Annotated in this window: 16 protein-coding genes; 2 read left to right on the top strand and 14 right to left on the bottom strand. The window is 68.3% G+C overall.

Features of this window, described 5'->3' with window-relative positions:
• Positions 1–6 precede the first annotated feature (6 nt).
• The 8 genes from SSPN_RS0136100 to SSPN_RS0136065 form a co-directional block, all read right to left on the bottom strand.
• Positions 7–1,266: an MFS transporter gene (locus SSPN_RS0136100; RefSeq protein WP_202798992.1), complete on the bottom strand. Its 1,260-nt coding sequence runs from the start codon at positions 1,264–1,266 to the stop codon at positions 7–9.
• A gap of 268 nt (positions 1,267–1,534) precedes the next feature.
• On the bottom strand, positions 1,535–3,424 hold the full coding sequence (locus SSPN_RS0136095; RefSeq protein ID WP_010314656.1) for a flavin-containing monooxygenase: 1,890 nt from the start codon (positions 3,422–3,424) through the stop codon (positions 1,535–1,537).
• A 120-nt stretch (positions 3,425–3,544) separates the two neighbouring features.
• Positions 3,545–6,802: an acetyl-CoA carboxylase family protein gene (locus SSPN_RS0136090; RefSeq protein ID WP_010314655.1), complete on the bottom strand. Its 3,258-nt coding sequence runs from the start codon at positions 6,800–6,802 to the stop codon at positions 3,545–3,547.
• The gene (locus SSPN_RS0136085) at positions 6,802–8,319 is read right to left on the bottom strand and encodes a class I adenylate-forming enzyme family protein (protein ID WP_029536075.1); all 1,518 of its coding nucleotides are present in this window, start codon (positions 8,317–8,319) and stop codon (positions 6,802–6,804) included. The genes SSPN_RS0136090 and SSPN_RS0136085 overlap by 1 nt, the downstream gene beginning before the upstream one ends.
• On the bottom strand, positions 8,316–9,896 hold the full coding sequence (locus SSPN_RS0136080) for a class I adenylate-forming enzyme family protein (protein WP_010314653.1): 1,581 nt from the start codon (positions 9,894–9,896) through the stop codon (positions 8,316–8,318). The genes SSPN_RS0136085 and SSPN_RS0136080 overlap by 4 nt, the downstream gene beginning before the upstream one ends.
• Before the next feature lie 424 nt (positions 9,897–10,320).
• On the bottom strand, positions 10,321–11,097 hold the full coding sequence (locus SSPN_RS0136075; RefSeq protein WP_010314652.1) for an enoyl-CoA hydratase-related protein: 777 nt from the start codon (positions 11,095–11,097) through the stop codon (positions 10,321–10,323).
• A gap of 30 nt (positions 11,098–11,127) precedes the next feature.
• Positions 11,128–11,628, bottom strand: a complete 501-nt coding sequence (locus SSPN_RS0136070) for a nuclear transport factor 2 family protein (RefSeq protein ID WP_044576890.1) — start codon at positions 11,626–11,628, stop codon at positions 11,128–11,130.
• Between the two features lie 137 nt (positions 11,629–11,765).
• On the bottom strand, positions 11,766–12,446 hold the full coding sequence (locus tag SSPN_RS0136065; protein ID WP_010314648.1) for a carboxymuconolactone decarboxylase family protein: 681 nt from the start codon (positions 12,444–12,446) through the stop codon (positions 11,766–11,768).
• A gap of 223 nt (positions 12,447–12,669) precedes the next feature.
• Here SSPN_RS0136065 and SSPN_RS63140 point away from each other — a divergent pair, with 223 nt between their 5' ends.
• Positions 12,670–13,008: a TetR-type transcription factor C-terminal domain-containing protein gene (locus SSPN_RS63140; protein ID WP_394378721.1), complete on the top strand. Its 339-nt coding sequence runs from the start codon at positions 12,670–12,672 to the stop codon at positions 13,006–13,008.
• A 45-nt stretch (positions 13,009–13,053) separates the two neighbouring features.
• Here the strand turns inward: SSPN_RS63140 and SSPN_RS0136060 are convergent, their stop codons facing one another.
• From SSPN_RS0136060 to SSPN_RS0136050, 3 genes are all read right to left on the bottom strand, one after another.
• Complete coding sequence (locus tag SSPN_RS0136060; protein ID WP_044576887.1) at positions 13,054–13,560, bottom strand: nuclear transport factor 2 family protein; 507 nt, start codon at positions 13,558–13,560, stop codon at positions 13,054–13,056.
• Positions 13,561–13,647: 87 nt separating this feature from the next.
• Positions 13,648–14,490: an enoyl-CoA hydratase-related protein gene (locus tag SSPN_RS0136055; RefSeq protein ID WP_029536074.1), complete on the bottom strand. Its 843-nt coding sequence runs from the start codon at positions 14,488–14,490 to the stop codon at positions 13,648–13,650.
• Positions 14,491–15,404: 914 nt separating this feature from the next.
• Positions 15,405–16,226: a mycofactocin-coupled SDR family oxidoreductase gene (locus SSPN_RS0136050; protein WP_010314643.1), complete on the bottom strand. Its 822-nt coding sequence runs from the start codon at positions 16,224–16,226 to the stop codon at positions 15,405–15,407.
• Between the two features lie 162 nt (positions 16,227–16,388).
• Here SSPN_RS0136050 and SSPN_RS0136045 point away from each other — a divergent pair, with 162 nt between their 5' ends.
• Positions 16,389–17,327, top strand: coding sequence for an alcohol dehydrogenase catalytic domain-containing protein (locus tag SSPN_RS0136045; protein WP_010314640.1), 939 nt, complete (start codon positions 16,389–16,391; stop codon positions 17,325–17,327).
• Positions 17,328–17,816: 489 nt separating this feature from the next.
• Here SSPN_RS0136045 and zwf read toward each other — a convergent pair whose 3' ends face one another.
• Genes zwf through pgi form a run of 3 tightly spaced genes read right to left on the bottom strand, consistent with a single transcriptional unit; the run spans position 17,817 to position 21,945 of the window.
• Positions 17,817–19,262 (bottom strand): glucose-6-phosphate dehydrogenase, encoded by a 1,446-nt coding sequence (gene zwf, locus SSPN_RS0136040; RefSeq protein ID WP_010314638.1) that lies wholly within the window; start codon positions 19,260–19,262, stop codon positions 17,817–17,819.
• Positions 19,259–20,293, bottom strand: coding sequence for a phosphogluconate dehydrogenase (NAD(+)-dependent, decarboxylating) (gnd, locus tag SSPN_RS0136035; RefSeq protein WP_010314636.1), 1,035 nt, complete (start codon positions 20,291–20,293; stop codon positions 19,259–19,261). The genes zwf and gnd overlap by 4 nt, the downstream gene beginning before the upstream one ends.
• Positions 20,290–21,945: a glucose-6-phosphate isomerase gene (pgi, locus tag SSPN_RS0136030; RefSeq protein WP_010314633.1), complete on the bottom strand. Its 1,656-nt coding sequence runs from the start codon at positions 21,943–21,945 to the stop codon at positions 20,290–20,292. The genes gnd and pgi overlap by 4 nt, the downstream gene beginning before the upstream one ends.
• Positions 21,946–21,947: the final 2 nt, after the last annotated feature.

Genomic DNA, 21,947 nt, shown 5'->3' with positions numbered 1-21,947 from the left:
GGACGATCAGTCCTCCAGTGCCTCTTGGTGCTGGGAACGGTGGACGCGGCTGACGGCCAGTAGACCCACCAGGCTGATCAGACCGCAGCCGAGGGTGTAATAGGCGGCGGAAAGCCGGTCGCCGGTCGCATCGGCGATCGCGGTGATCGCGTACGGTGCCGTGCCGCCGAAGATCGCCACCGTGAGCGCGTAGGTCAGCGACACGCCTGCCGCCCGGTTCCGGGTACGGAAGCGTTCGGACAGGAACGCCGGCATCGGGCCGCCGACGACGCCGATCAGGATTCCGGCCACGAAGAGCGCCACCAGGCCGCCGCCGAATCCCAGGCCAATCATCATGTACATCGGATAGGAGAGCAAGACCACGCTGACCGTCCCCGCCAGCAGCACCGGACGTCTGCCGACCCGATCGGACAGCGCACCGAAAAACGGCATCGTCAGACCCCCGACCAGGCCCGTGACCAGCGCGAGCACTGACGACTGGGCGAACGACATTTGGTAGCTCTTCGACAGGAACGTCGGCATCCCGACCATGAAGGTGTTGCCGATCGCGTTGTAGACGACGACCACGGCCGCGGTGGCGAGGAGGTATCCGAGCGGTCGCCTCGCGGCCGAGGGTGCTTTGGCGCGCGCCGCGGGAACCGTTTCGCGATCCGCCACGACCTCCTTGAAGTGCGGAGTCTCATCGACCTTGAGCCGGATGTAGACGACCACGAGACCCATCGGCAGGGCGAGGAGGAACGCGACCCGCCAGCCCCAGGACGCGAGCGCCGCCGGCGACAGGGTCAGGGAGAGGATCGTGGCGACGGCGCCGCCGAGCACATAGCCGAGGGTCGTGCCGGTGAAAGACCAGGCACCGTAGGCGCCGCGCTTGCCGGATGGGGCGGATTCGACCATGAGCGACACCGCTCCGCCCATCTCCCCACCCGCCGAGATGCCCTGCGCGATGCGGCAGAGGGTCAGCAGCATCGGGGCGAGGGCGCCGGCCGCGGCGTGGGTGGGCAGGACGCCGATCGCGGCTGTCGCGAGGGCCATCATGGTGATGATCAGCAGCAGCACTGGCCGGCGGCCCCAGCGATCGGTTAGCGGCCCGAAGATCGCGGCGCCGAGAGGCCGCAGGAAGAATGCGAGAGCGAATACGAGGAATGTCGAGAGAATGCTCGCCGCGGAGCTCGTCGAGGGAAAGAAAAGGGGGGCGATGATCGTAGCCATATAAGCGTAGATCGCGAATTCATACCATTCCACGAGATTGCCGAGCGACCCGGCCACCAAGGCGCGTCGAGAAGCTTTCAGATCGATGACCTGGGTGGTGGCGGGTGCAGGATCCGCAGATGCGCGTCCGATGTCGTATAAGGACACGACTCCTCCTGAGCTGCCTGCCCGAACGTCTTTGTGCCGGGAAGGCAACGCTCGCACAGGTTTTCCACGCTGTCAACGTCAGAGTAAACGACGTCAGGGGCGTGCGAAAGCTTTTCTGGGCACGCCGACGAGCCGGGACCCGGCCGGTCCCGGCTGCCGTTGGTTCGGTTATGAATGACTAGCGAATCGTGTAGTCGTTCAGGTTGAAGTTCTTCGTCATTTGCCAGTACTCGGCATTCAGGAACGGCATGACAAAAATGACTCTGCCGCGCGAGTTCCGGTAGTAGGTTTGCATTCCGGGGTGGGTCCACACCGTCCGGTCATGGGTGCGGTCGACGAGTTCGTTGTAGGCGTCGGTGATGTCCTGGCGGGCGTCGAGCGCGGCGATCCTGCGGTCGAACATTGTCGTGAGGAGCGCTCGCACGTACCGCATCTGGACTTCCATGAAGTACAGGAAGCTGCCGCTGCCCGGGAACGAGTTCGGGCCGCCGAGCATGAAGAAGTTGGGGAAGCCCGGCACCGAGACGCCGAGATAGGCCTTCGGGTTGTCGCCGTCCCACACGTCGCTCAGCCTGGCGCCGTTGCGGCCGCGAACGTCGACGCTCGACATGAATCGGGCGGCCTGGAAACCGGTCGCCCAGATCACGACGTCCGCCGGGAGGTCGGCGCCCGAGGCCGTCACGAGACTGCCGGGCCGCAATTCCGCGACGGGGTCGGTGACGAGGTCGACGTCGTCGCGGCGGATGGTCTCGAACCAGCCGTTGTCGAGCAGGATCCGCTTGCCGAAGGGCGGGTATTCGGGAAGCGACTTCTCGATCAGGTCAGGTCTGCCCGCGAGACGGTCGGTGAGGTACCGGGTGAAGAACTCGCGGTGGGCGTCGTTGCGGGCGTTGACCGAACGTTCCGGGTGTTCCCACTCGGGGTCGACGCGCAGAGCTTCGATCACCTTGTCGCCGAACTGCCAGAACAGCCGGATCCAGTACCAGGCGAAGTAGAGCGAGCAGCCCTGCAGTAGGCGGCGCAGCTCGGCGGTGATCGGCTGCATGAACTTGTCGAACGGCGCGACCCATTGCGGCGAGCGCTGGACGATCGTGAGGTGGCCGACACGGTCGGCGATGGCGGGTGCGATCTGCATGGAGCTCGCGCCCGCGCCCACGATGACGACTCGTTTCCCGTCGACGTCCAGGTCCTCCGGCCACTGTGACGAGTGGAACTGGATCCCGGCGAACGTGTCGCGGCCCGGAACGTCGGGAAGTCGTGGCAGGTTCAGCGAACCAACCCCCGTCAGCACAACGTCCGCCTCAAGGGTTTCCTCGGCGTCGCCGCAGCGTACCCGCAGGGCCCATTTGTTGCGCCCCTCGTCGTAGGTGGCCGAGAGCACCTCGGTGTTGTAGCGGATGCGCTGGTCGGCGCCCAGATCCTTCAGCGTCTGGGTGAAGTAGCGCTGGATGTCGTCGCGCAGCTCGAAATGCCGGCTCCAGTCGTTGCGCGCGAACGAGAACGAGTAGAGGTGGCTCGGGGTGTCCACACCACAGCCGGGGTAGGTGTTCATCCACCAGACCCCACCTGCGTCCGGCTGACGCTCAAGGATCTCGTAGTCGACGCCCATGTCCTCGAGCTGGTGCACTGCGGCGACGCCCGCCACCCCGGTGCCGATCAGTAAGAGCTTGAACCCGGCCGGGGCGTGAACGGGCGGCAGGGCCAGCTCAGGCTGGTCCGGGTCGATCCGGCGAGCGACTTCCGCAGCCAGCATCTCGCCCTGCTCGCTCCCGACCGGTTCGCCCATGCAGACGCTCATCATCCGGGCGGTCAGTTCAGGGGAGGGAGCGGTGATGGCAGGCGTCTCGCCGTCCTGCAGACGCAGGATGACGTCGACGGAGGCCTCTCGGATCTCGATCTGGACCGCATCCGGAAGCCCACCGGAGTCGTGGTCGACGAGTCCCTTCCCCCGGGTGGGGAGGTAAGGGGCCTGGAGCCAGCGTGCGTCGCCGCTGAACTGGAAGAGCACCATCAGCAGGCTCGGTACGTTGGCTACGGCGACCGCGGCGCGCACCTGTTCCTCGGTCATCCGGTCTGTCGTTGCACCCGGTGTGGTCGGGCTGTCCATGTATTTTCTCCTACCTGGCGCCGATGGTGGTGGCGATGTCGTTCTTGGCTCCTGCGCTCGGTGATCTCCGATGTGGGGTGTTCACCATGTGTCGATCCGCCTCCGCACGGAGGCCCGGATCCCGTGATCGTGGGTGTCGAGCGTGCCGCGGATCCAGGCACGCGTGTCCGCCGGATCGATGACGTCGTCGAGTTCGAAAACCGATGCCGCGTTGACCGCGCTGCCCTGTGCGACGTAGTCCGCGAGCAGCTCATCGAAGCGCGCCCGGCGGCGATCCGGATCAGTGATGGCCTCGAGCTCCCGGCGGTAGCCCAGCGCCACGGCACCTTCAGGCCCCATAGCGCCGAATTCGGCCGTCGGCCAGCCGACGATCGCGTCAGGTACCCGGAAGCTCCCGCCCGCCATCGCCTGTCCGCCGAGACCGTAGGCCTTGCGGATCACGACGGCACACAGCGGCACGGACAGATTGGGAGCGGTCACGAAAAGCCGCCCGAAGTGCCGGACGCCGCCCGACCGCTCCGCCTGCGGGCCGACGAGAAAACCGGGGGTGTCGCATAGCGATACGACGGGAAACCCGTGCGCGTCGCAGAGCTGCAGGAACCGTGCCATCTTGTCCGCCGCGTCGCTGTCGAGCGCCCCGCCGCCCCGGGCCCCGTCGTTCGCGACGAGTCCCACCGGCCTCCCCTCGATCCGGCACAGCGCGGTGAGGACGGTGGCGCCGAACCCCTGGCGCAGCTCAAGTACCGAACCCGTGTCACAGAGGATTTCGACGAGCTCCCGGACGTCGAACACGCGGTGCCGGTTCTCCGGGATGACGTGGCGCAGGAGCCGCTGGTCCGCGCAGTCCCAGTCAGTGACCGGGCCCTGGAAGTAGGACAGGTACCGGCGGGCGACATCGACGGCTTCGGCCTCGTCAGCCACCGCGACGTCGACGACACCGTTGGCCACCTGGACTTCGAGCGGCCCGATCTCCTCGGCGGTGAACCGGCCCAGTCCGCCGTGTTCGATCATGGCGGGACCGCCCATCCCGAGGCTCACGTCGGCGGTCGCCACGAGCAGATCGCAGGCGCCAGCGAGTGCGGCGTTGCCAGCGAAGCACCGGCCGGAGGCGATGGCGACAGTGGGCACCAGCCCGTTGAGCCTGCCCAGGGCCACGAACGTCCCGAGGTCCATGCCTGTCGCCTTGGCCGCGTTGTCGACGTCCCCGGGCCGACCGCCGCCGCCCTCGGCGAACACCACGACCGGGGTCCGCCGCCGGGCCGCCACCTCGAACAGCCGCTCGGCCTTCTTGTGCAGCTGCACGCCCTGTGTGCCGGCCAGGACGGTGTAGTCGTGGGCCAGGACCGCGACCGGCCGTCCGTGGACCCGGCCGAACCCGGCCACCAGACCGTCGGCGGGGGTGGTGCGCTCGAGCTCCTCGACCGGCCGCCGGGTGCGCTGGGCGGCGATCACCAGCGCGCCGTACTCCTGGAACGACGCCGGATCGTCGAGGGCGGCCCCGGGATCGCCCGCCGCCCCTAGATCGCCCGCAGCCCCTAGATCGCCCGCAGTCCCTAGATCGCCCGCAGTCCCTAGATCGCACAGGGCCGCGACATTCTCCCGCGCGGTCCGCTTTCCCAGCCGGTGCCGCTTCGCCACGGCGTCGGGGCGATGCGCATCCTGGCCGAGGTCGTGGCGACGCCGCACGTCGGCGAGGTCGGAGCGGATGTGGCCGGGGTCGACGGCGACCCGGACGTCGTCGGCGGGGTCGACGCCGGTGACGGGCTGTAGCTCGGCGACGGCGTCGCCCTCGCCGATCATCTCGCCCACCGCGGGCCGCAGGGCCAGGAGCGTCCCGGACACGGGCGCGACGATCTCGTGCTCCATCTTCATGGCCTCGACGACCACGAGCGGCTCGCCTCGCCGAACGCGCGCCCCGGGTGCGCCCGGCACCGCGACGACAGTCCCGGAGATGCCCGAGCACACCAGGTCGATCCCGGCTTCCGTCGCGGAGTCCGCCGTGACCGGTTCGCCGAGGAGTTCGTCCGCCCACGCCGTGGTCGCCTGGCCCTTGCGCAGCTCCGGTCGGCCGAGCAGGTCGCGCAGGCGGGCCAGGTCGGTTGGCGCGCCGTCCACGACGAACGCCGCGAGCGCCGCGTCGAGGGCCTCGATGGCGGCGGCGAGATCGCCGCTCGCGTCGTGGACTATGACCTTGGCCAGCAATGGGTCATACGCGATCGGCACCGGCCTGCCCTGCTCGGCGTGGGTTTCCACCCGCACCCCTGGACCCGCCGGTAGCGCGAACCGGGTGAGCTCGGCGGCCGGCCGCCCGGTGAGGGTGACTCGCGCCTCGACGGCCAGTCCGCCCGGTGCGTCCGCGGCGACCAGGGCCTGCCGGCTCAGCGGGACGCCCTCGGCGACGGCGAGCTGGGCGCCGACGAGGTCGATCCCGAGAACCTCCTCGGTGACGGGGTGCTCGACCTGCAGCCGGGGGTTGACCTCGAGAAACCGGTGCTCGCCGGTATCGGCGTCGACCAGGAACTCGACGGTGGCCAGGCTGGTCAGGCCGACGTGGTCGCCGATCCGCCGCGCCGCCTCGGCGAGCCGCTCCCGGACATCGCCCGGCACCGTCAGCGCCGGCGCGATCTCGATCATCTTCTGATTCCGGCGCTGCACGCTGCAGTCCCGGTCACCGAGCACTGCGACCTCGCGGCCGTCGCCCAGCAGCTGGACCTCGACGTGGCGCACGCGGGGCAGGTAGCGCTCCAAGTAGACCTCGCCGCGTCCGAAGGCACGCGCGACCTCGGATCTGCAGCGGGCGATCGCGTCCGCGAGCAGGTCCGGATCGTGGACCACCCGCATACCCCGACCACCGCCGCCCGAGCGCGCCTTGACCATCACCGCCGCACCCGGGCCGAGCTCCCGCAGGAACGCGGCGGCCGCCGGGTCGGTCAGCTCGCCCCGGGTGGCCTCGGGCACCGGTATCCCGAGCCGCTCGGCCAGCTCCCGGGCGGCGGTCTTGTCCCCGAGGAGTTCTAGCGTCTCTGGCGAGGGGCCGACGAAACCGACACCCCGTTCCGCGCAGCGCCGGGCGAGGCCGGGATCCTCGCTCAGGAAGCCGTAGCCGGGGTGCAGCAGATGACAGCCGGCCAGCACGGCGGCGTCGACGAGCTGCTCGACGTCGAGGAACGGTGTGGGGCCCGTGCCGTCGAGGGCAACGGCGTCGTCGGCGGCCCGGACGTGCGCGGCGCCGGCTTCGTCCGCGGCGTGCACCGCGACCACCCGCATCCCGCGGGCGTGCGCGGTCCGCGCGATCCGCACCGCGATCTCGCCGCGGTTGGCGATCAGCAGGCCCGGCATCAGGGCACCGCTGGCAGGGTCGGGAACAGTGCTCGTGCGGCGAGCCGGTCGTTCTTCAGGCTTGCGGAGAGCGGGAAATCGGCCTCCGCGACCGACCGCAGCTCGGGGACCTTGTACGAGGACAGCTCGCGGCGGCACCACGCGGCGACCTCCGCCGGGGCGGTGCCGGGATCCAGCACCACGATCGCGCCGATCCCGGACGATTCGTGACCCGCGCCTAGGCCGGTAACGACCGCCCGCCGCACGCCGGGGCACGCCGTCAGGACGGCCTCGACCTCCTCCGGCTGCACCGTGAGCCCCTTGACCTTGATCATGGTCTTCGTGCGGCACGCGTAGCGGACGTGCCCGTCCGCGGTCAGCGACCCGACGTCGCCGGTGTGGAAGAAGCCGTCCTCGTCGATCAGCGCCAGGTGGGTGTCATCGGTGTAGCCGGACATCATGTTCGGCCCGCGGACGAGGATTTCGCCCTGCTCGCCCGCCTTTAGCTCACGTCCCGTGTCCGGGTCCACGATCCGCAGTAGGTTGCCGGTCAGCGGTCGGCCCTGTGTCGTCTGCCGTACCGCGGCCGGGTCACGGTGATGTCCACAGGTGAAGGCGGTGGCGGTCTCGGTCATGCCGTACATGTCGACGCCGAGGTCGTCGACGGCACCGTGGGCCGCCAGCAGCGCGGCGTCGACCACCAGGCCCCGGCGCATGCGGCGCAGGTCCTCGTGGGTGAACGCGTGCTCGGCCGCCACCCGCGCCAACCCGTCGTGCCAGACGTCCCGGGCGGTGCACCGCCGCTCGTGAATGAGCGTGGCGGCCCCGGCGGGTGTGAACCTGGCCTGGGTGACCAGCTCGGCACCCACCGCGACGGTCGTGGACAGTGCGTTGCACAACCCACCGCTGAAGAACAGCGGGAAGTAGGTGTAGACGCGCTCGCCATCGGCGAAGCCCATCCGGTCGGCGATCAGTGCGGCGTTGCGTGCGACGGCGCCCTGGGAGAGCACGACGCCTTTCGGCGCGCCCGTGCTGCCGGAGGTGTAGAGCACCACGAAGTCGCTGCCCGCGTCCGGGGCGTTTACGGCGGCGAGCCAGGCCCCGTCGCCCACCCGGCCGCCCAGTTCGAGGAGATCGGCGAGGGGAAGGGCGGGGCCCGTGGTCTCGCCCCAGATGTACGCGCCCATCGGCAGCTCGCGCGGCGAACCCGGCACCGTGTCGGCTGTGAGCAGCAGGTCTGGCTGCGCCGCGTCGAGCACCCGGCGCAGCTCCGGGCCGGTCGCCCAGGTGCTGACCGGGATAGCCGTAACGCCCACCCGCGCACAGGCGTAGAGCGCGGTTAGCAGCTCGGTCCCGTTGGGCAGTAGCGTCGCGACCCGGGCGCCTGGGGCCAGGCCAGCGCCGATCAGGGCCCGGGCCAGCGCGTCGCCCTCGTCCACCCAGCGCCGGTAGGTCAGCGGGGGCGCGTCGTCGGTGGTGAGCGCGCGGCGGCCGGTGCTGGCCCACCGGCGCACCCCGTCCGCCCAGGGGCCGCTCATCCCAGCTCCCGGACGATCACGCGCCCGCTGCCGGTACGGGGGAACGACTCGTGGACCCGGACAACGTCGGGCACCCCGCGCTTGCCTAGATTCTCCACGCACCAGGCCCGGAAGGCGGCCTCGTCGTACCCCTCCGCCGGAATCACGTGCGCGACCACGATCGCGTCGAGCGTGTCGTCCTCCTGCGCGCTGACCGCCACGTCCCCGACGAGTGGGCAAGACTGGAGGTCGAGCTCAAGACCGTAGGTGGACAGGTTCTCCCCGCCACGGCGGATGATGTGCATCCGGCGGCCACGGAACTCGAAGCGACCATCGGGGTGCCGGACCATGAGGTCGCCGGTGCGCAGCCAAGCCCTGTCGCCATCGGCGACCAGCGTCTCCGCGGTTGCCTCGGGTGCGTTGTCGTAGCCCAGCATCAGCGAGCGCCCTGGGGTGCCCTGGATCCACAGCTCGCCCGGTTCGCCGTCGGGGACTTCCGCGCCGGAGTCGCCGACCAGCCGGACCCGCTCGACGCCGACGAACGGACGTCCGATGGTCCGCCGGTCGTCGGCCTCCCAAGGGGCCCCGCCGAGCACCCCGGTGACGGACTCGGTCTGCCCGTAGATCTGCCGGGTGTCGATCCCGGGCAGCAGCGCGTCCCAGGCCCGCCAGTCGTTTTCGCTGAGATTCATGCCGTACTGGACGAGCCGCAGTCCGCCCGGGTCGACAGCGCCGCCGCGCTCCAGCGCCCGGTGCAGGGCCATCCGCATGGGCGGGGCGACCATCGAGCTGACCGTCGCGCCGGTCCACCGGGCGGCGTCGAAGTAGCCGGACGCGCTGAACCGGGGCACGATCGCCACCGACCCGCCCGTGACGAACGCGGGTGCGCAGAGGTAGAGCTGGCCGTTGGTGTGGAAGAACGGCGAGCAGAGGTAGTGCCGGTCCGATGTGAGGAAACCGGTGTTGCGGGCCAGCCGCTCGGCGGCCATGACGTAGTTGCGGTGCGTCAGCTTCACCAGCTTCGGCGCGCCGGAGGTACCGGAGGTGGGCAGGAGCCCGGCCACGAGGTCTGGGGTCGCGTCCGGCGCTGCGGCCGACGACGGGGGCAGTCCATCGATCTCGTGCCGGAGGGCATCGACGCCCAGCTCCGTCGGGACCACGAGCCGCGTCGGAACCTGGATCCGGGAGATCGCCTCGCGCATCGTCGCGGCGTTCTCCCGGGCGGCCACGACAAGCACCGGCCGGGTCGCGGCGACGGCGCGCTCGAAGGCCAGGATGCCGCCGTCCGGGTCGACGACCTGGATCACCGCGCCGTTTGCGGGCACGGCCAGCCAGATCGCCACGGCGAGCGGCGAGTTAGGCAGAGCGAGGACGACCGTGCGCTGGTCCGCGACGCCCGCGGCGGCCAGTGCTCGGCGCAACTGCGCGACGTCGTCGACGAATCGTGCCCAGGGCATGGACCGCATCCCCTCGGGGGTGCCGGACTGCGGCAGGGACACCAGCACGTCCTCGTCGCCCCGCCGGGCCGCCCAACCGGTGGCCAACGACCACAGCGTGCGCCCCGTGGAGACATCGCTGTCGTCATGGAAGTCAGTCATGCAAGGCCCCTCTCGGTTCGTCGACGCGTTTACGCTCTTGTTGAAAAGCGTCCGGGGCGGCACCGTTGCGGACGTCAAGGTTTATGTCACGGCCAGCGACGAGGCCGGCCGCTCTCGTCTCGCCACCGTCCACAAGCGCCTGGGCCGTCCCGGCGCCGATGCGCGACCTCCTGGCGGGTCTACGACTTCCCGCCGGTCCTTTACCTACGGGATGCACCGCCCCCGGAGCGTGGATCTCGACATGGTGATCGACGGGTCGATCGTCCTCGTGCTCGACCAGCAGGAGATCGAGCTCCACCCCGGCGACGGCGGTCCGGCACGGCGACGGCCACGGCTGGCGGACCGGGGAACGCGGATGCCGGATGCTCGTCGCGCTACCCGACGCCGCCCACTGACCGGTCCCGACCGGGTCACTGCGCTGGACTCAGCGGCCTGTCCACTGGGGAGCTCGGCGCTCGGTGAACGCCGCGCGCCCCTCTTTAACGTCGTCCGAGTTGGCGTATGCCTCGATCGGCTCGTACTTCGTGGCCAGGGCGACCTCCAGGGAACCCTGCAGCCCCTTCAGCACGGCATGCTTGGCGGCCTGCTGGGCCAGTGGCGATGCCGCGGTCAGCTTCGCGGCCCACCGCATCGCGGCCTCGTCCAGCTCGGCGTAGGGGACGACTTCGTTGACCAGCCCGTAGGACAGGGCGTCGGAGGCGGGCAGCCGCTCCCCGGTCAGCACCAGCGCCAGTGCGACGTGGTGTGGAAGCTGGCGAATCGCCCGGTGCATCACCCCGCACTCACCGATGATGCCGGCCTTGACCTCGGGCAGGCCGAACTTGGCGTTGTCGGCGGCGACGATGATGTCGGCGCACATCGCCAGCTCGAACCCGCCGCCGAGTGCGTAGCCCTGCACTGCGGCGATCAACGGCTTCTTGAGCACCCGGAGCGGGCCGCCGATCCCGGTCAGCCCGCCACCGAGGGCCAGCCGTGAGGCGTCGGCCTCGGTGCCGCCGCTGATGTCGGCACCGGCGCAGAAGGCCTTCTCGCCCACGGCGCGCAGGACCGCGACCCAGATGTCCGGGTCGGCGTCGATCGTGTCCCAGGTCCTCGCCAGCTCGACGTCGAGTTCGTGGGAGATCGAGTTGAGGGCCTTGGGACGGTTGAGGGTGACCCGGGCGACATGGTCGGTCACCTCGAAGAGCAGTTCGTCGGACACTCTTGGCTCGCTTCCTCGCGTGGGCCCGGATCAGACGGCGTTGTTGCGCGGGATCGGGTTCAGGGCGTTGCCCTTGGCGTGGTAGTTCTCGGTGCCGGCGTGCTTGAGCTCGCGGCGGGCGATCCGCCAGCCGTCGGCCGTGCGCACGAAGGTGTCGTGGTACTGGCCCATGACGATGCCGTCCGGACGCTCCCGGTTGTACCGGTGCCACGCGTAGACCTGCGACCGCACGGTCGCGGTGTCCTCGTCGGTGAAGTCAATGACGACGTTCGACACGTGGTGGCTGGTGCCGGCGAAGAAGGCGCCGATCCCGAACTTCTCGTGCGCCAGCGTGGCGAGGTAGGCGTCGGAGCCGTCGGCGCCGTGGTCCGGGCCGTACGCGATGTGGCAGCCGGGGATGAACAGCGCGACCAGGCTCTTCGGCTCGTTGTGGTCGAGGTAGTGGGCGTAGTCGTAGAGGACCCGTTCGATCTCCTGGCGGTCCACCAGGCGCTGGACGGTCGCCAGGAGGTTGTCGTCGTTGACCTTCATCGTCACTCCGTTCTTGGTCCAGGATCAGACCGGCGGTATTGCGCAGTTTACGTTCGTGTAGATTTACCGTCAACACTTGCGTAAACAAGGGAGGAAGTGGTTGCGGGCGGGGGCGATCCGGCCAGCCTTGAGCTCCATCAGCCGGCTGCGGGCACCCCGGGGTGCGAGGGTGCCGCGGCCGCGATGTCGAGAGCGTGCAGGATGGCGGTGCGGCTCGCGCCGAGTTTCACCGCGTTTTTCAGGTGCAGGCGCATTCCCGGCAGGTAGCGGTGGGTCGGGGTGGCGTCGGTCGCCATCGACATGAGCTCTTTGACCCGCCCACGCACCGCGCCAGTCCGCCAGGGAACGGCGCAGTAGTCGAAAAACGCTTGGTATGCCTCGGGAGACAGGCGGAGCAGGGCGTCCAGGAAACCGGGGACCTCCTCCTCGAAGCCCACCCAGTAGGGGTCGTCCCCCTGGAACCGGTCGCGCATGGCGATCCGCTCGTCATCAAGCTGTTCGCTCGGCCCGTCCCCGCGTTCGACGACCGCGTCCAGCACCCGCCGCGACCCCTCCATCAGGGAGTGCACGCCCAGCCCGGACACCACGACCAGCGTCTCGTGAACCTGGGCGGCGCTTGCCCCCGCGTCCAGCGCGGCCCGGATGGCCCGGTCAATGCCGGGGGTGTCCAGGGTCGACACGGCGGCGTGCACGGCCAACCGGATGAGAGAGGCGGAGACCGAATCGAGGTCCTCGCCTGCCGGGACGTCGGTGAGCAGCGACTGAGCCTCGGATCGCAACCCTTCGAGCGTCACCAGGAATTCTCGAGGATCGGTCACGCGCCGGCCCTCCCTTCCGTGCATTGTGCGGAATCGGTCATGGGGGTGCTCCCCCAATTCTTTGGAACCGGGGCGAGGCCGGCGATGCCCGTTAAACGCGGCGGTACCGTCTTGACCACGGCTTCTCCGGCACGCCACCCCGCTGCGCCGACCGGAAGCGGTTTGGCGAAGCGCCGGCGCAGTGCCCAGATCGAGGGCGACGTCTTGAAGGAGAAGGGCTTCGATGCCGCGACTCCGGATGCTGATCGAGTTGCAGTTCACCTCGTACCGAGGCGAAGTTCTCCGACGTCTACGTGTATGTCCAGGAGGACATGGGAAGGTGGCCTTCCAGACGACCCCGTGGGCGAAGGAGACGGTCCGCAAGACTCGTCATTTCGAGTCCGTCGTCACTGACGTCACCACGTCGGGCATAAACAGCGGTGAGTTCCGAGAGGACCGCTCGGCCTCACTTGTCGCGAAGACGCTTTTCGGAATGGTCAACTGGACTCATCAGCGGTTCCGGCCAGGGTACGCAAGCACACTGGAAAGCCGACCGTGGAAACGTTTTCGGCGATCCTCTTAGACGGTATGTGCCGACCCACCTGAGCGTCGGGTCGGCAGATACCGCTCAGCCGCGGGGCAGATCGGCCGGAGCTGGGTCGGCCCCGGGCCACCGGGCGCGATTCGTTGTGGTGAGTGAGGTTCCGACCTCGTCCCACGGGCCGACGTGGATGATCGCCATCTCGCGGGACGCGAACTTCCAGCCGTCCGCGGTGCGGACGTACTCGTCGTAGTAGCGGACCGCGCCATAGATCGTGGTGCCCCCGCGCGCGAGCTCCAGGTGTGCCCCTACCACGCCGCTGGCGTGGTCGTCGTCGGTGAATTTGATCAGCGTGGTGTTCTGGGTGTGAATGGTCACGCCCATGTTCTGCCGGTCCGCCTGGATGAACTTGACGACCGACTCCCGGTCACTGCCGCCGGGGAAGGCGCCCGCGGAGAACGATCCGTTCTCCGCGAACGTCCATCCCAGCGTCTCCCAGTCGTCGTCATCGGCGGCCAGGAAGTATTTGAGGACGAGGTCCTCGATCTCGGCCCGGTCCTCGATCCGGCGGATCCGTGCTTCGAGGTCTGTCATGGTGATCATCCTTTCTCTTCGCGATCGCTGCCGACGGTGGGGTTGGTGGAAGCGTCCGCGTTGCCTCGGCGGGCCGCGGACGGTCGATCAACTTGCTCCGGAGGTGGGCTTGTGGAACTCCGCGATGGCGGCCTTGAGGCCGATCCTCCCGATCCACTCGCGCAGTTCCAGGACAGATGGGGACAGGTGCAAGAGCGCGTCCATCTCGGAAACCTGGGCGGCAGCAGCGCGGACACCCATGACGTCCATCGTCCGGTTGATGGAGAGCTTCTTGATCCTCAGGACATCCGACGGAATGCGGGCCATCCGTTCGGCCATGTCCTCGGCGGTGCTGACGACTGCGTCGGCAGGGACGGCGTGGTTCGCCCAGCCCCACTCGGTCGCGGTGCGGCCGTCGATCGTGTTGCCAGGCAGGAATGCCAGTTCTTTGGCACGCTTCGGCCCCACCAGCGGGGCCCAAAGCGGCGCGATGTACCCACCGCCGATGGGCAGCGCCGGTTCCCCGATCTTCGCGTCCTCGGCGACGATGGTGATGTCGCAGAAGACGCAGAGCTGGGTCGCCCCGGCAATGCAGTACCCGTGCACCGCCGCGATCACCGGCTTGGGGTGGTCCCAGATCGCGAGGTAGCGGTTCACGTTGCGGGCCAGCCGCTCGCGGTCGGCGACCGGGTCCGCCGCTTTCGGCTTGCCGACCTGGTCCACGTCGTAGCCTGCGCAGAACCCTTTGCCCTCGCCGCGGATGCCGACGATCGCGCCTCCGGCGTCCGCGAGCCGTGCTAGCGCGTCGGAGAACTCGTCGAGCATCGCGTTCGACAGCGCGTTGGCCTTGTCCGGCCGGTTCAGCACAATCCAAGAGATGGCCCCGCGGTGCTCGATCCGGATGTCGCGGTACTCGGGCAGGCCGAGCGCGGAGTGGTCCGCTGCGGTCATCGCCGCACTCCTTTCGTGCGTGACCCCGTGCCGCGGGCGGGAAGCCGCCTCGTCGCACAGCGGGCCGGTTTGGTTGACGACACCGTCACGGCGCTCATCCTTCGGCTGGCAAAGCGGTCCGCCGGGCAGCATCGTCGACGTGCAGACGCCATCTCCCTGGCCGGACTCCGACGAGGATATCTACACGGATGTAAACGGTCAACGTTGCAAGTCCACGCTCGTGTAGATCGAGTTATGGTCGGCACCTCGCCAGTCCCCTGCCTGGTCGACCGCACTTGGCACGTGGCGGCGACACGAGAGGCGATCCGGAGGCTGGAAAGGGCGATTCATCCGCACCGCGCACGGAGGACACGCCATAGCAGTGCTCAACGCCCACCAACCTGGAAGTGGTCGGTGTGTTCGTAGGCTCGACCAACACCCGCCGGAACGCGGTCCGACGACGGTCGTCCCGATCGACGCCCCATCCGACCCCGTAACGTCCTCATCGGACTGATCAACGAGTACATCCGAGCCGCTTGATGCCCATCAGGAAAACCCAGGCCAACCACCACACAGATCGAGTTGTGGCGCCCTGCGGGGCCGGCCTGGTGACGAGGTCCCGTTGCCCGCCGCTAGCCGTCCCGTCCACAACGGACGCCGGAGTGGTTGGCCGTCGTGGTGTTGCGGCTGCTAAGAATATGCGGCTTCCCGGCCCCGATCATCAGCTGCTGACCGACCGCTTCGGGCGTCGGTCGCTGCTGCTCGTCAGTGTTCCAGCCTTCTCGATCCTCACTTTGGCGTCCGCGTTTGCTCCGGGGCCGGCCTGGTTTGCCGCATCCCGGGCAACATCGGATTCCGGTGCGCGAGGGATGCGTGGGATACGCCGTCCGCTAGAGCGGGGCCGGGCCACGCTGCGGGGCCGGGCCCCCGGCCTGCTAGCGAGCGTTGAACCCGGCGTCTACCGGAAGCGTCACTCCGGTGACGTAGCGGCCGTCATCGCTTACGAGGTAGAGGATTGCGTTGCTGATGTCGACCGGCTCCGTAAGGCCGACAGGCATCAGGTTCGCTGCCATCTGGGCAACCTGAGGGTTCTCCTCGAGGTACCGGCCCACCACGTCGTTCTCCACCATCGGGGTTGCGACGCCGGTGGGGTGCACCGTGTTCACCCGAATGCCGTGCGGAGACAGCCAGTTCGCGAAGCTGCGCATCAGCCCCACGACGCCGTGCTTGGCGGCGGCGTATCCGTGCGTGCCGGCCGAGCCGTCCGTGCCGCGGCCGGTAAGCCCCTGGGTGGAGCTGGTCAGGACGATCGCACCGCCAGCCCCACGGTCGATCATGTCCTGAGCCGCGACGTAGACCGTGTTCCAGACGCCGATCAGGTTTACCCCCACAACGTCGGTGAAGGATTGGACCGGGTCCGGCTCCTTGCTGCCGAGCTGGCAGATACCGGCGTTGCCCAGGATGATGTCGACCGGGCCGAGCTCGGCGACGCCGGCTTTGTATGCATCCTGGAGTGCCGCGAAGTCCCGGACGTCCGCCTTGGTGGTGTGGATGCGGCGGTCCAGCGCCTCGACCTGCTTCGCAGTTTCGTCCATATCGGACTGACGGGACATCGGGTAGTCCACCGTCGCGATGTCCTGCAGCCAGTCGACCGCGATGACGTCCGCACCCTCCTGCGCCAAGCGGATGGCGTGACTGCGCCCCTGTCCGCGCGCGGCTCCAGTGATGAATGCGACCTTGCCGTCCAGCTTGCCCATGATCTCGTCTCCTTCGGCGAGTCGTTCCGGCGCGGCCGTAGTTTACACAAACATAGACACCTACTAGTCTCTGAACAGCTAAAAGTAGCGTAATTTGTTTACGCTAGCGTTAGTGATCGTGTTCGGGTATCGCCGAGCACGCAGGCGGTTAGGAGATTCACCGTGCGCGCATGGCAGTTCACCGCGGTAGGAGAGCCGCTGCAGATGACAACCCTGCCGGATCCCGAACCCGGCCCGCGCGAGATCGTCGTCGCCGTCAAGGCCTCCGGCTTGTGCCACAGCGACGTCAGCTTCATGGATGGGACCATCACCGCGCTTCTCGGACATCTGCCGATCGTTCTCGGCCACGAGATCGCCGGCGAGGTCACGGCTGTGGGCAGCGGCGTCGGGAACTTCGCCGTCGGCGACCGGGTCGGCGTGCCTGCCGTCACCGACGGACCCGGCACCGCCATGAACGGTGGCTTCGCCGAACTGGTCCGCCTCCCGGCCGCTCTCGCCGTCCGGATACCCGACGAGGTCTCCTACGAACAAGCGGCACCAGCCACAGATGCGGGCCGCACCGCCTACCGGGCGATCCACACCGCCGGGCATGTCACCAAAGACCAGAACGTCGGCATCGTCGGTTTCGGCGGTCTTGGCTCCCTCGGCGCACAGATCGCCCTCGCCGCAGGCGCCGCCATCTACGTCGCCGACACCAACTCAGCCGCCCAGGATGCCGCGCGGGCCCTCGGGGCAAGCGGTGTCGCGGCCGATATCCGGGACTTCGAAGCACAGAACCTTGACGTGATCGTGGACTTCGCCGGCTTCGGAACGACTACCGCGTCTGCAATCGACGCCGTTAGACCATCCGGGCGGGTGGTCCAGATCGGGCTCGCGGTCGAGATGACGACGATCTCCGCCCAGAAGGTGGTCCTCAAGGACCTGACCTACGTGGGTGCCTCCAACGGCGAGCAACACGAATTTGTCGGAGCCCTCAACCTCCTGGCCGATGGCATGATCCGCGCCGACACGATCCCGATCACCTTCGACCAGATCCCCGACAGCCTCCGCCGGCTACAGGAGGGCGGCGTGCGCGGACGATTTGTCGTCCTGCTCGAGTAGTCGCAGGAGGGCGCCGCTGGCGAACTACGTTGCCGATGACGCAAATGAAACCGTCGTCCCAGATCGGCCTTGGCCGACCAGTGAAGCACATGCCGCAAGGCACGAACTGGTAGCTACCCGGACCGGACTTACACCGGCAAGCGACGACGAGCTTCTGGTCAAGTCCTGATCGCTGGACGATCACCTCCTGATCGTTCGGCGACTTGTCTGGCTACCCGCTGGATGGGGCCCGATCTGCGGCACCATCCACCGCGACGAGGCGACGTACGAGCTGCGCCGCGGAGAGGCCGTGCACACCTCCCATCACGGCGAACCGATCACGCTCACCAAGGCCAAACCGACCACCCTCCCGATCCCGCCACCGCCACCGAATCCCGCACCTCGCCGGCCCATCGGACGCGCCCCGGCCCAGCGCCGCCCGTCTCCTGTGCCTGGCCAGGTGTTGAGGCCTATGGGCCTGGTCCCCGAGTAGTGACCGTCAGGCCGAATCTATCTCCGCACGACGTCGCCGGCGTCCTCCAGATACCACTGGTGTGGCGCGATCAGTTCGCTGACGGCCGGTTCGGGACCCCATGAGCCGGGGGCGTACAAATGTACCGGCGGTGGATTCTCGAGCAACGGGGTCGATGCTTCCCAGATGCGCTCGATGCCGTCCGACCGGGTGAACAGCGACTGGTCGCCCAGCATGGCGTCCAGGATCAATCGTTCGTAGCCTTCGAGCCCGTGTTCCTGGCAGAAGGAGTCCGCGTAGCGGAAGGTCATTGCTTCTGGTGCGAGTCGCATGGTGGGGCCGGGCTCTTTCGCCAGGAAGCAGGCGGCGATCCACCCGGGGTCCGCGAAGTCGATCACGATCTTGTTGCTTCGGTAGTTCTCCTGCTGGGGCAAATCGATGGGGAACATCCTCAGGGGCGGCTCGCGCAGGCCGAGGGTGATGACCTCGTGGTGCTGTGCGAGTTTCTTACCGGAGCGCAGGTAAAACGGCACACCTGCCCAGCGCCAGTTATCGACCTCGATCCGCAGCGCGGTGAACGTCTCGGTCTGCGAATCGGGGGCGACTCCCGGTTCGTCGCGGTAGCCGTCGTACTGGCCGCGTACCACGTGCCCGGTTTCGATGGGGCGCAACGCTGCGAAGACCTTGGCTTTCTCGTCGCGCAATGGCTGGGCAGCGAGCGAGACAGGCGGTTCCATCGCCACGATGCCCAGCACCTGGATCAGATGTGTGACGATCATGTCCCGGAATGCTCCGGTGCCTTCGTAGAAATGGGCACGGCCCTCGAGTCCGAGCGTCTCGGGCACGTCGATCTGTACATGGCTGATGTGGTCCCGGTTCCAGATGGGTTCGAACATGCCGTTGGCGAAGCGGAGGGCGAGGATGTTGTCCACCGACTCCTTACCGAGGAAGTGATCAATGCGGAAGATCCGCGATTCGTCGAAGACGGCGTGGATCGTCTGGTTGAGCGCTCGTGCCGAAGCGAGATCCGTGCCGAAGGGCTTCTCCACGATCACTTTCGACTTCTCCGCCAGGCCCGTGTCACCGAGCATTCCGATGATGGATCCGAACGCGGCGGGCGGCACGGCCAAGTGGAAGAGTCTGCGTGGCTGCCCGCCGAGGGAGTCCTCTGCTGCCCGCACGGCCGCGAGCAGCGGGCCGGCATCCGGTGGGTCGGATGCGGCGAACGACAGCGAGTCCGCGAAGGATTCCCACACCGGCCCGGACGGCTCGCAGCGTCCGAAGGTGGAGACCGCATCGTGCGCGTGTTTGCGGAACGCATCGTCGTTCAGTGCGGAGTGCGCCCGACCCGAGCCCACGATGCGGTAGCCGTCAGGCAGGAGACCTGCGCAGGCGAGGTGGAACAGTCCGGGCAGCAGTTTGCGCTTGGCGAGGTCGCCGGTAGCGCCGAAGAGCACGATCACGTGGTCGTCCGGGCGTGTCACGATCGACTCCTTTTCTCGGCGTGTCCGCCGAACTCGCTGCGCATGGCGGACAGGAGCTTGTCGGCGAACTCGCCAAGGCCTCGGGACTGAAACCGCTCGGTGAGCGCCGTGGTGATCACGGCGGCAGGTACGCCTTCATCGACCGCCGCCAGTACGGTCCATCGCCCTTCGCCGGAGTCCGAGACGCGCCCGGTGAATTCCTCCAGCTTCGGTGACCGGGCAAGTGCGTCAGCGGTCAGGTCGACGAGCCAGGAGCCCACGACCGAGCCGCGGCGCCATACTTCGGCTACTTGGCCGATATCGATCTCGTACCGGTAGAACTCCGGCTCGCGTAGCGGGGCGGTTTCGGCGTCGGCGGTGTGCTTGCGATGCCCGGCGTCCGCGTGCTCGATGATGCTGAGGCCCTCGGCGATCGCGCCCATCATCCCGTACTCGATCCCATTGTGGACCATCTTCACGAAGTGCCCGGCTCCACTCGGACCGCAGTGCAGATAGCCGTCCGGCGCCGTCCCGTTGGCCCGCCTGCTCGGTGTCGGCTCGGCGGCGCCGGCGCCGGGCGCGATGGTCCGGAAAATGGGATCCAGTCGAGCGACGGGTTCGGTCTCGCCGCCGATCATGAGGCAGTAGCCGCGTTCCAGTCCCCAGACACCACCCGAGGTACCGCAATCCAGGTAATGAATGCGGCGAGGAGCAAGCTGCGCTGCCCGGATGATGTCGTCGCGGTAGTAGGAGTTGCCGCCGTCGATGACTGTGTCGTCCGGGTCGAGGAGCTCGGTCAGCTGGTCGAGGGTGGGCTGTACGACGGCGGCCGGGAGCATGAGCCAGGCGGCCCGTGGCCGCTCCAGCTTCGCCACCAGGTCGCCGAGCGATCCGGCGGCGACGGCGCCCTCGTCTTCCAGCTCCTTTACTGCGCTTTCGTTGAGGTCGTAAACCACGCAGCGGTGGCCGTCGCGCAGCAGCCGGCGCGCGAGGTTCGCGCCCATCCGGCCGAGTCCGATCATGCCGAGCTGAGTGGGGGTGTCGGTTGTCATGGCTGCTCTCCTGGGTACGGGCCCGAGCGTTTCAGGGCGCGGTAACGGCGGATGAGGGCGTTGGTCGACGAGTCGTGGGCGAGTTCCGGTTCGGCGTCGGAGGTAAGTTCGGGGATGATCCGTGCCGCGAGCACCTTGCCGAGCTCCACCCCCCACTGGTCGAACGAGTCGATGTCCCAGATCACCCCTTGGGTGAACACGCTGTGCTCGTAGAGCGAGACGAGTGCGCCGAGCAGATGAGGTGTCAGGACCTCGCCGAGCAGCACATTGGTGGGGCGGTTGCCTTCCGTCACCCGGTGCGCAACGACCTCGGGTGGGGTGACCTCAGCCCGGATTTCCTGCTCGGTCTTGCCGAAGGCGAGCGCCTCGGCTTGCGCGAAGATGTTGGACGACAGGATGTCGTGGTGGTCGCCGAGCGGGTTGAGGCTCTTTCCGAAGCCGATCAGATCGACCGGTACCAGCCGGGTTCCCTGGTGGATGAGCTGGTAGAAGCTGTGCTGACCGTTGGTGCCCGGCTCACCCCAGTAGACGGGTCCGGTGTCGTAGTCGACCGCTGTTCCTTTCAGGGTCACGTGTTTGCCGTTGGACTCCATCGTGAGTTGCTGCAGGTAGGCAGGTAACCGCTGCAGATACTGCTCGTAGGGCATGACTCCGACGGTCTGGACCCCGAAGAACTCCGCGTACCAGACGGTGAGGAGTCCCATGAGCCCGGGCAGGTTCGCCTCGAGCGGGGCCGTGCGGAAGTGTTCGTCCATGTCGTGGAAGCCCGCCAGCATGTCGTGGAACTGCTCGGGTCCGAGCGCGATCATGGTGGAGAGACCGATGGCGGAGTCCATCGAATAACGACCGCCCACCCAGTCCCAGAACTCGAACATGTTCGCCGTGTCGATGCCGAATTCCGCCACGCGCGGCGCATTCGTCGAGACCGCGACGAAGTGCTGCGCGACGGCCTGCTCGCCGCCGAGGGCGTTGACCAGCCAGTCGCGCGCCGAACGGGCGTTGGTGAGGGTTTCCAGCGTGCCGAAGGTTTTGGAGGAGACGATGAAGAGGGTCTCCTCCGGGGAGAGATCGCGAACCGCCTCGACGAAGTCGGTTGCATCCACATTGGACACGAAGCGGAATGTCAGGCCGCGCTGGGTGTGGTGGCGCAGCGCCTCGTACGCCATCACCGGCCCGAGGTCGGAGCCGCCGATGCCGACGTTGACGATGTTCCTGATTGGCTTTCCGGTGTGCCCCTTCCAGTCGCCCGACCGGATGCGCTGGGCGAACGCGGCCATGCGGTCCAGGACGGAGTGGACCTGGGCGACGACGTCGACGCCGTCGACAACGAGCGAACTCCCCCTCGGCATGCGCAGGGCCACGTGCAGCGCCGGGCGGTCTTCCGAGACGTTGATGTGCTCGCCGCGGAACATCGCGTCCCTGCGCTCTTCCACTCCGCACTCCCGGGCCAGCTCGCACAGCAGGCGCATCGTCTCGCCGGTGACGCGGTTCTTGGCGTAGTCGAGGTAAAGGCCGGCCGCCTCCGCGCACAAGCGCTCACCGCGGCCCGGATCCTGAGCGAACAGCTCACGCAGATGGACGGTTCCGATCTCGGCGTGATGTTGTTCGAGTGCCTTCCACGACGGCTGTTGCCGGAGGGGCGTTATGGACATCT

The sequence above is a fragment of the Saccharopolyspora spinosa NRRL 18395 genome (genome assembly GCF_000194155.1).
Lineage (GTDB): Bacteria > Actinomycetota > Actinomycetes > Mycobacteriales > Pseudonocardiaceae > Saccharopolyspora > Saccharopolyspora spinosa.
Note: the sequence above shows the minus strand (reverse complement) of the source record. Positions and strands in the feature narration are given on the sequence as shown.

Excerpts from the sequence above, each read along its gene's own strand:
- SSPN_RS0136095 (WP_010314656.1), bottom strand. The coding sequence starts at position 3,424 with ATGACCGAGGAACAGGTGCGCGCCGCGGTCGCCGTAGCCAACGTACCG.
- SSPN_RS0136090 (WP_010314655.1), bottom strand. The coding sequence starts at position 6,802 with ATGCCGGGCCTGCTGATCGCCAACCGCGGCGAGATCGCGGTGCGGATC.
- SSPN_RS0136085 (WP_029536075.1), bottom strand. The coding sequence starts at position 8,319 with ATGAGCGGCCCCTGGGCGGACGGGGTGCGCCGGTGGGCCAGCACCGGC.
- SSPN_RS0136080 (WP_010314653.1), bottom strand. The coding sequence starts at position 9,896 with ATGACTGACTTCCATGACGACAGCGATGTCTCCACGGGGCGCACGCTG.
- SSPN_RS0136070 (WP_044576890.1), bottom strand. The coding sequence starts at position 11,628 with ATGAAGGTCAACGACGACAACCTCCTGGCGACCGTCCAGCGCCTGGTG.
- SSPN_RS63140 (WP_394378721.1), top strand. The coding sequence starts at position 12,670 with ATGCCGCGACTCCGGATGCTGATCGAGTTGCAGTTCACCTCGTACCGA.
- SSPN_RS0136060 (WP_044576887.1), bottom strand. The coding sequence starts at position 13,560 with ATGACAGACCTCGAAGCACGGATCCGCCGGATCGAGGACCGGGCCGAG.
- SSPN_RS0136055 (WP_029536074.1), bottom strand. The coding sequence starts at position 14,490 with ATGACCGCAGCGGACCACTCCGCGCTCGGCCTGCCCGAGTACCGCGAC.
- SSPN_RS0136050 (WP_010314643.1), bottom strand. The coding sequence starts at position 16,226 with ATGGGCAAGCTGGACGGCAAGGTCGCATTCATCACTGGAGCCGCGCGC.
- gnd (WP_010314636.1), bottom strand. The coding sequence starts at position 20,293 with ATGACAACCGACACCCCCACTCAGCTCGGCATGATCGGACTCGGCCGG.
- pgi (WP_010314633.1), bottom strand. The coding sequence starts at position 21,945 with ATGTCCATAACGCCCCTCCGGCAACAGCCGTCGTGGAAGGCACTCGAA.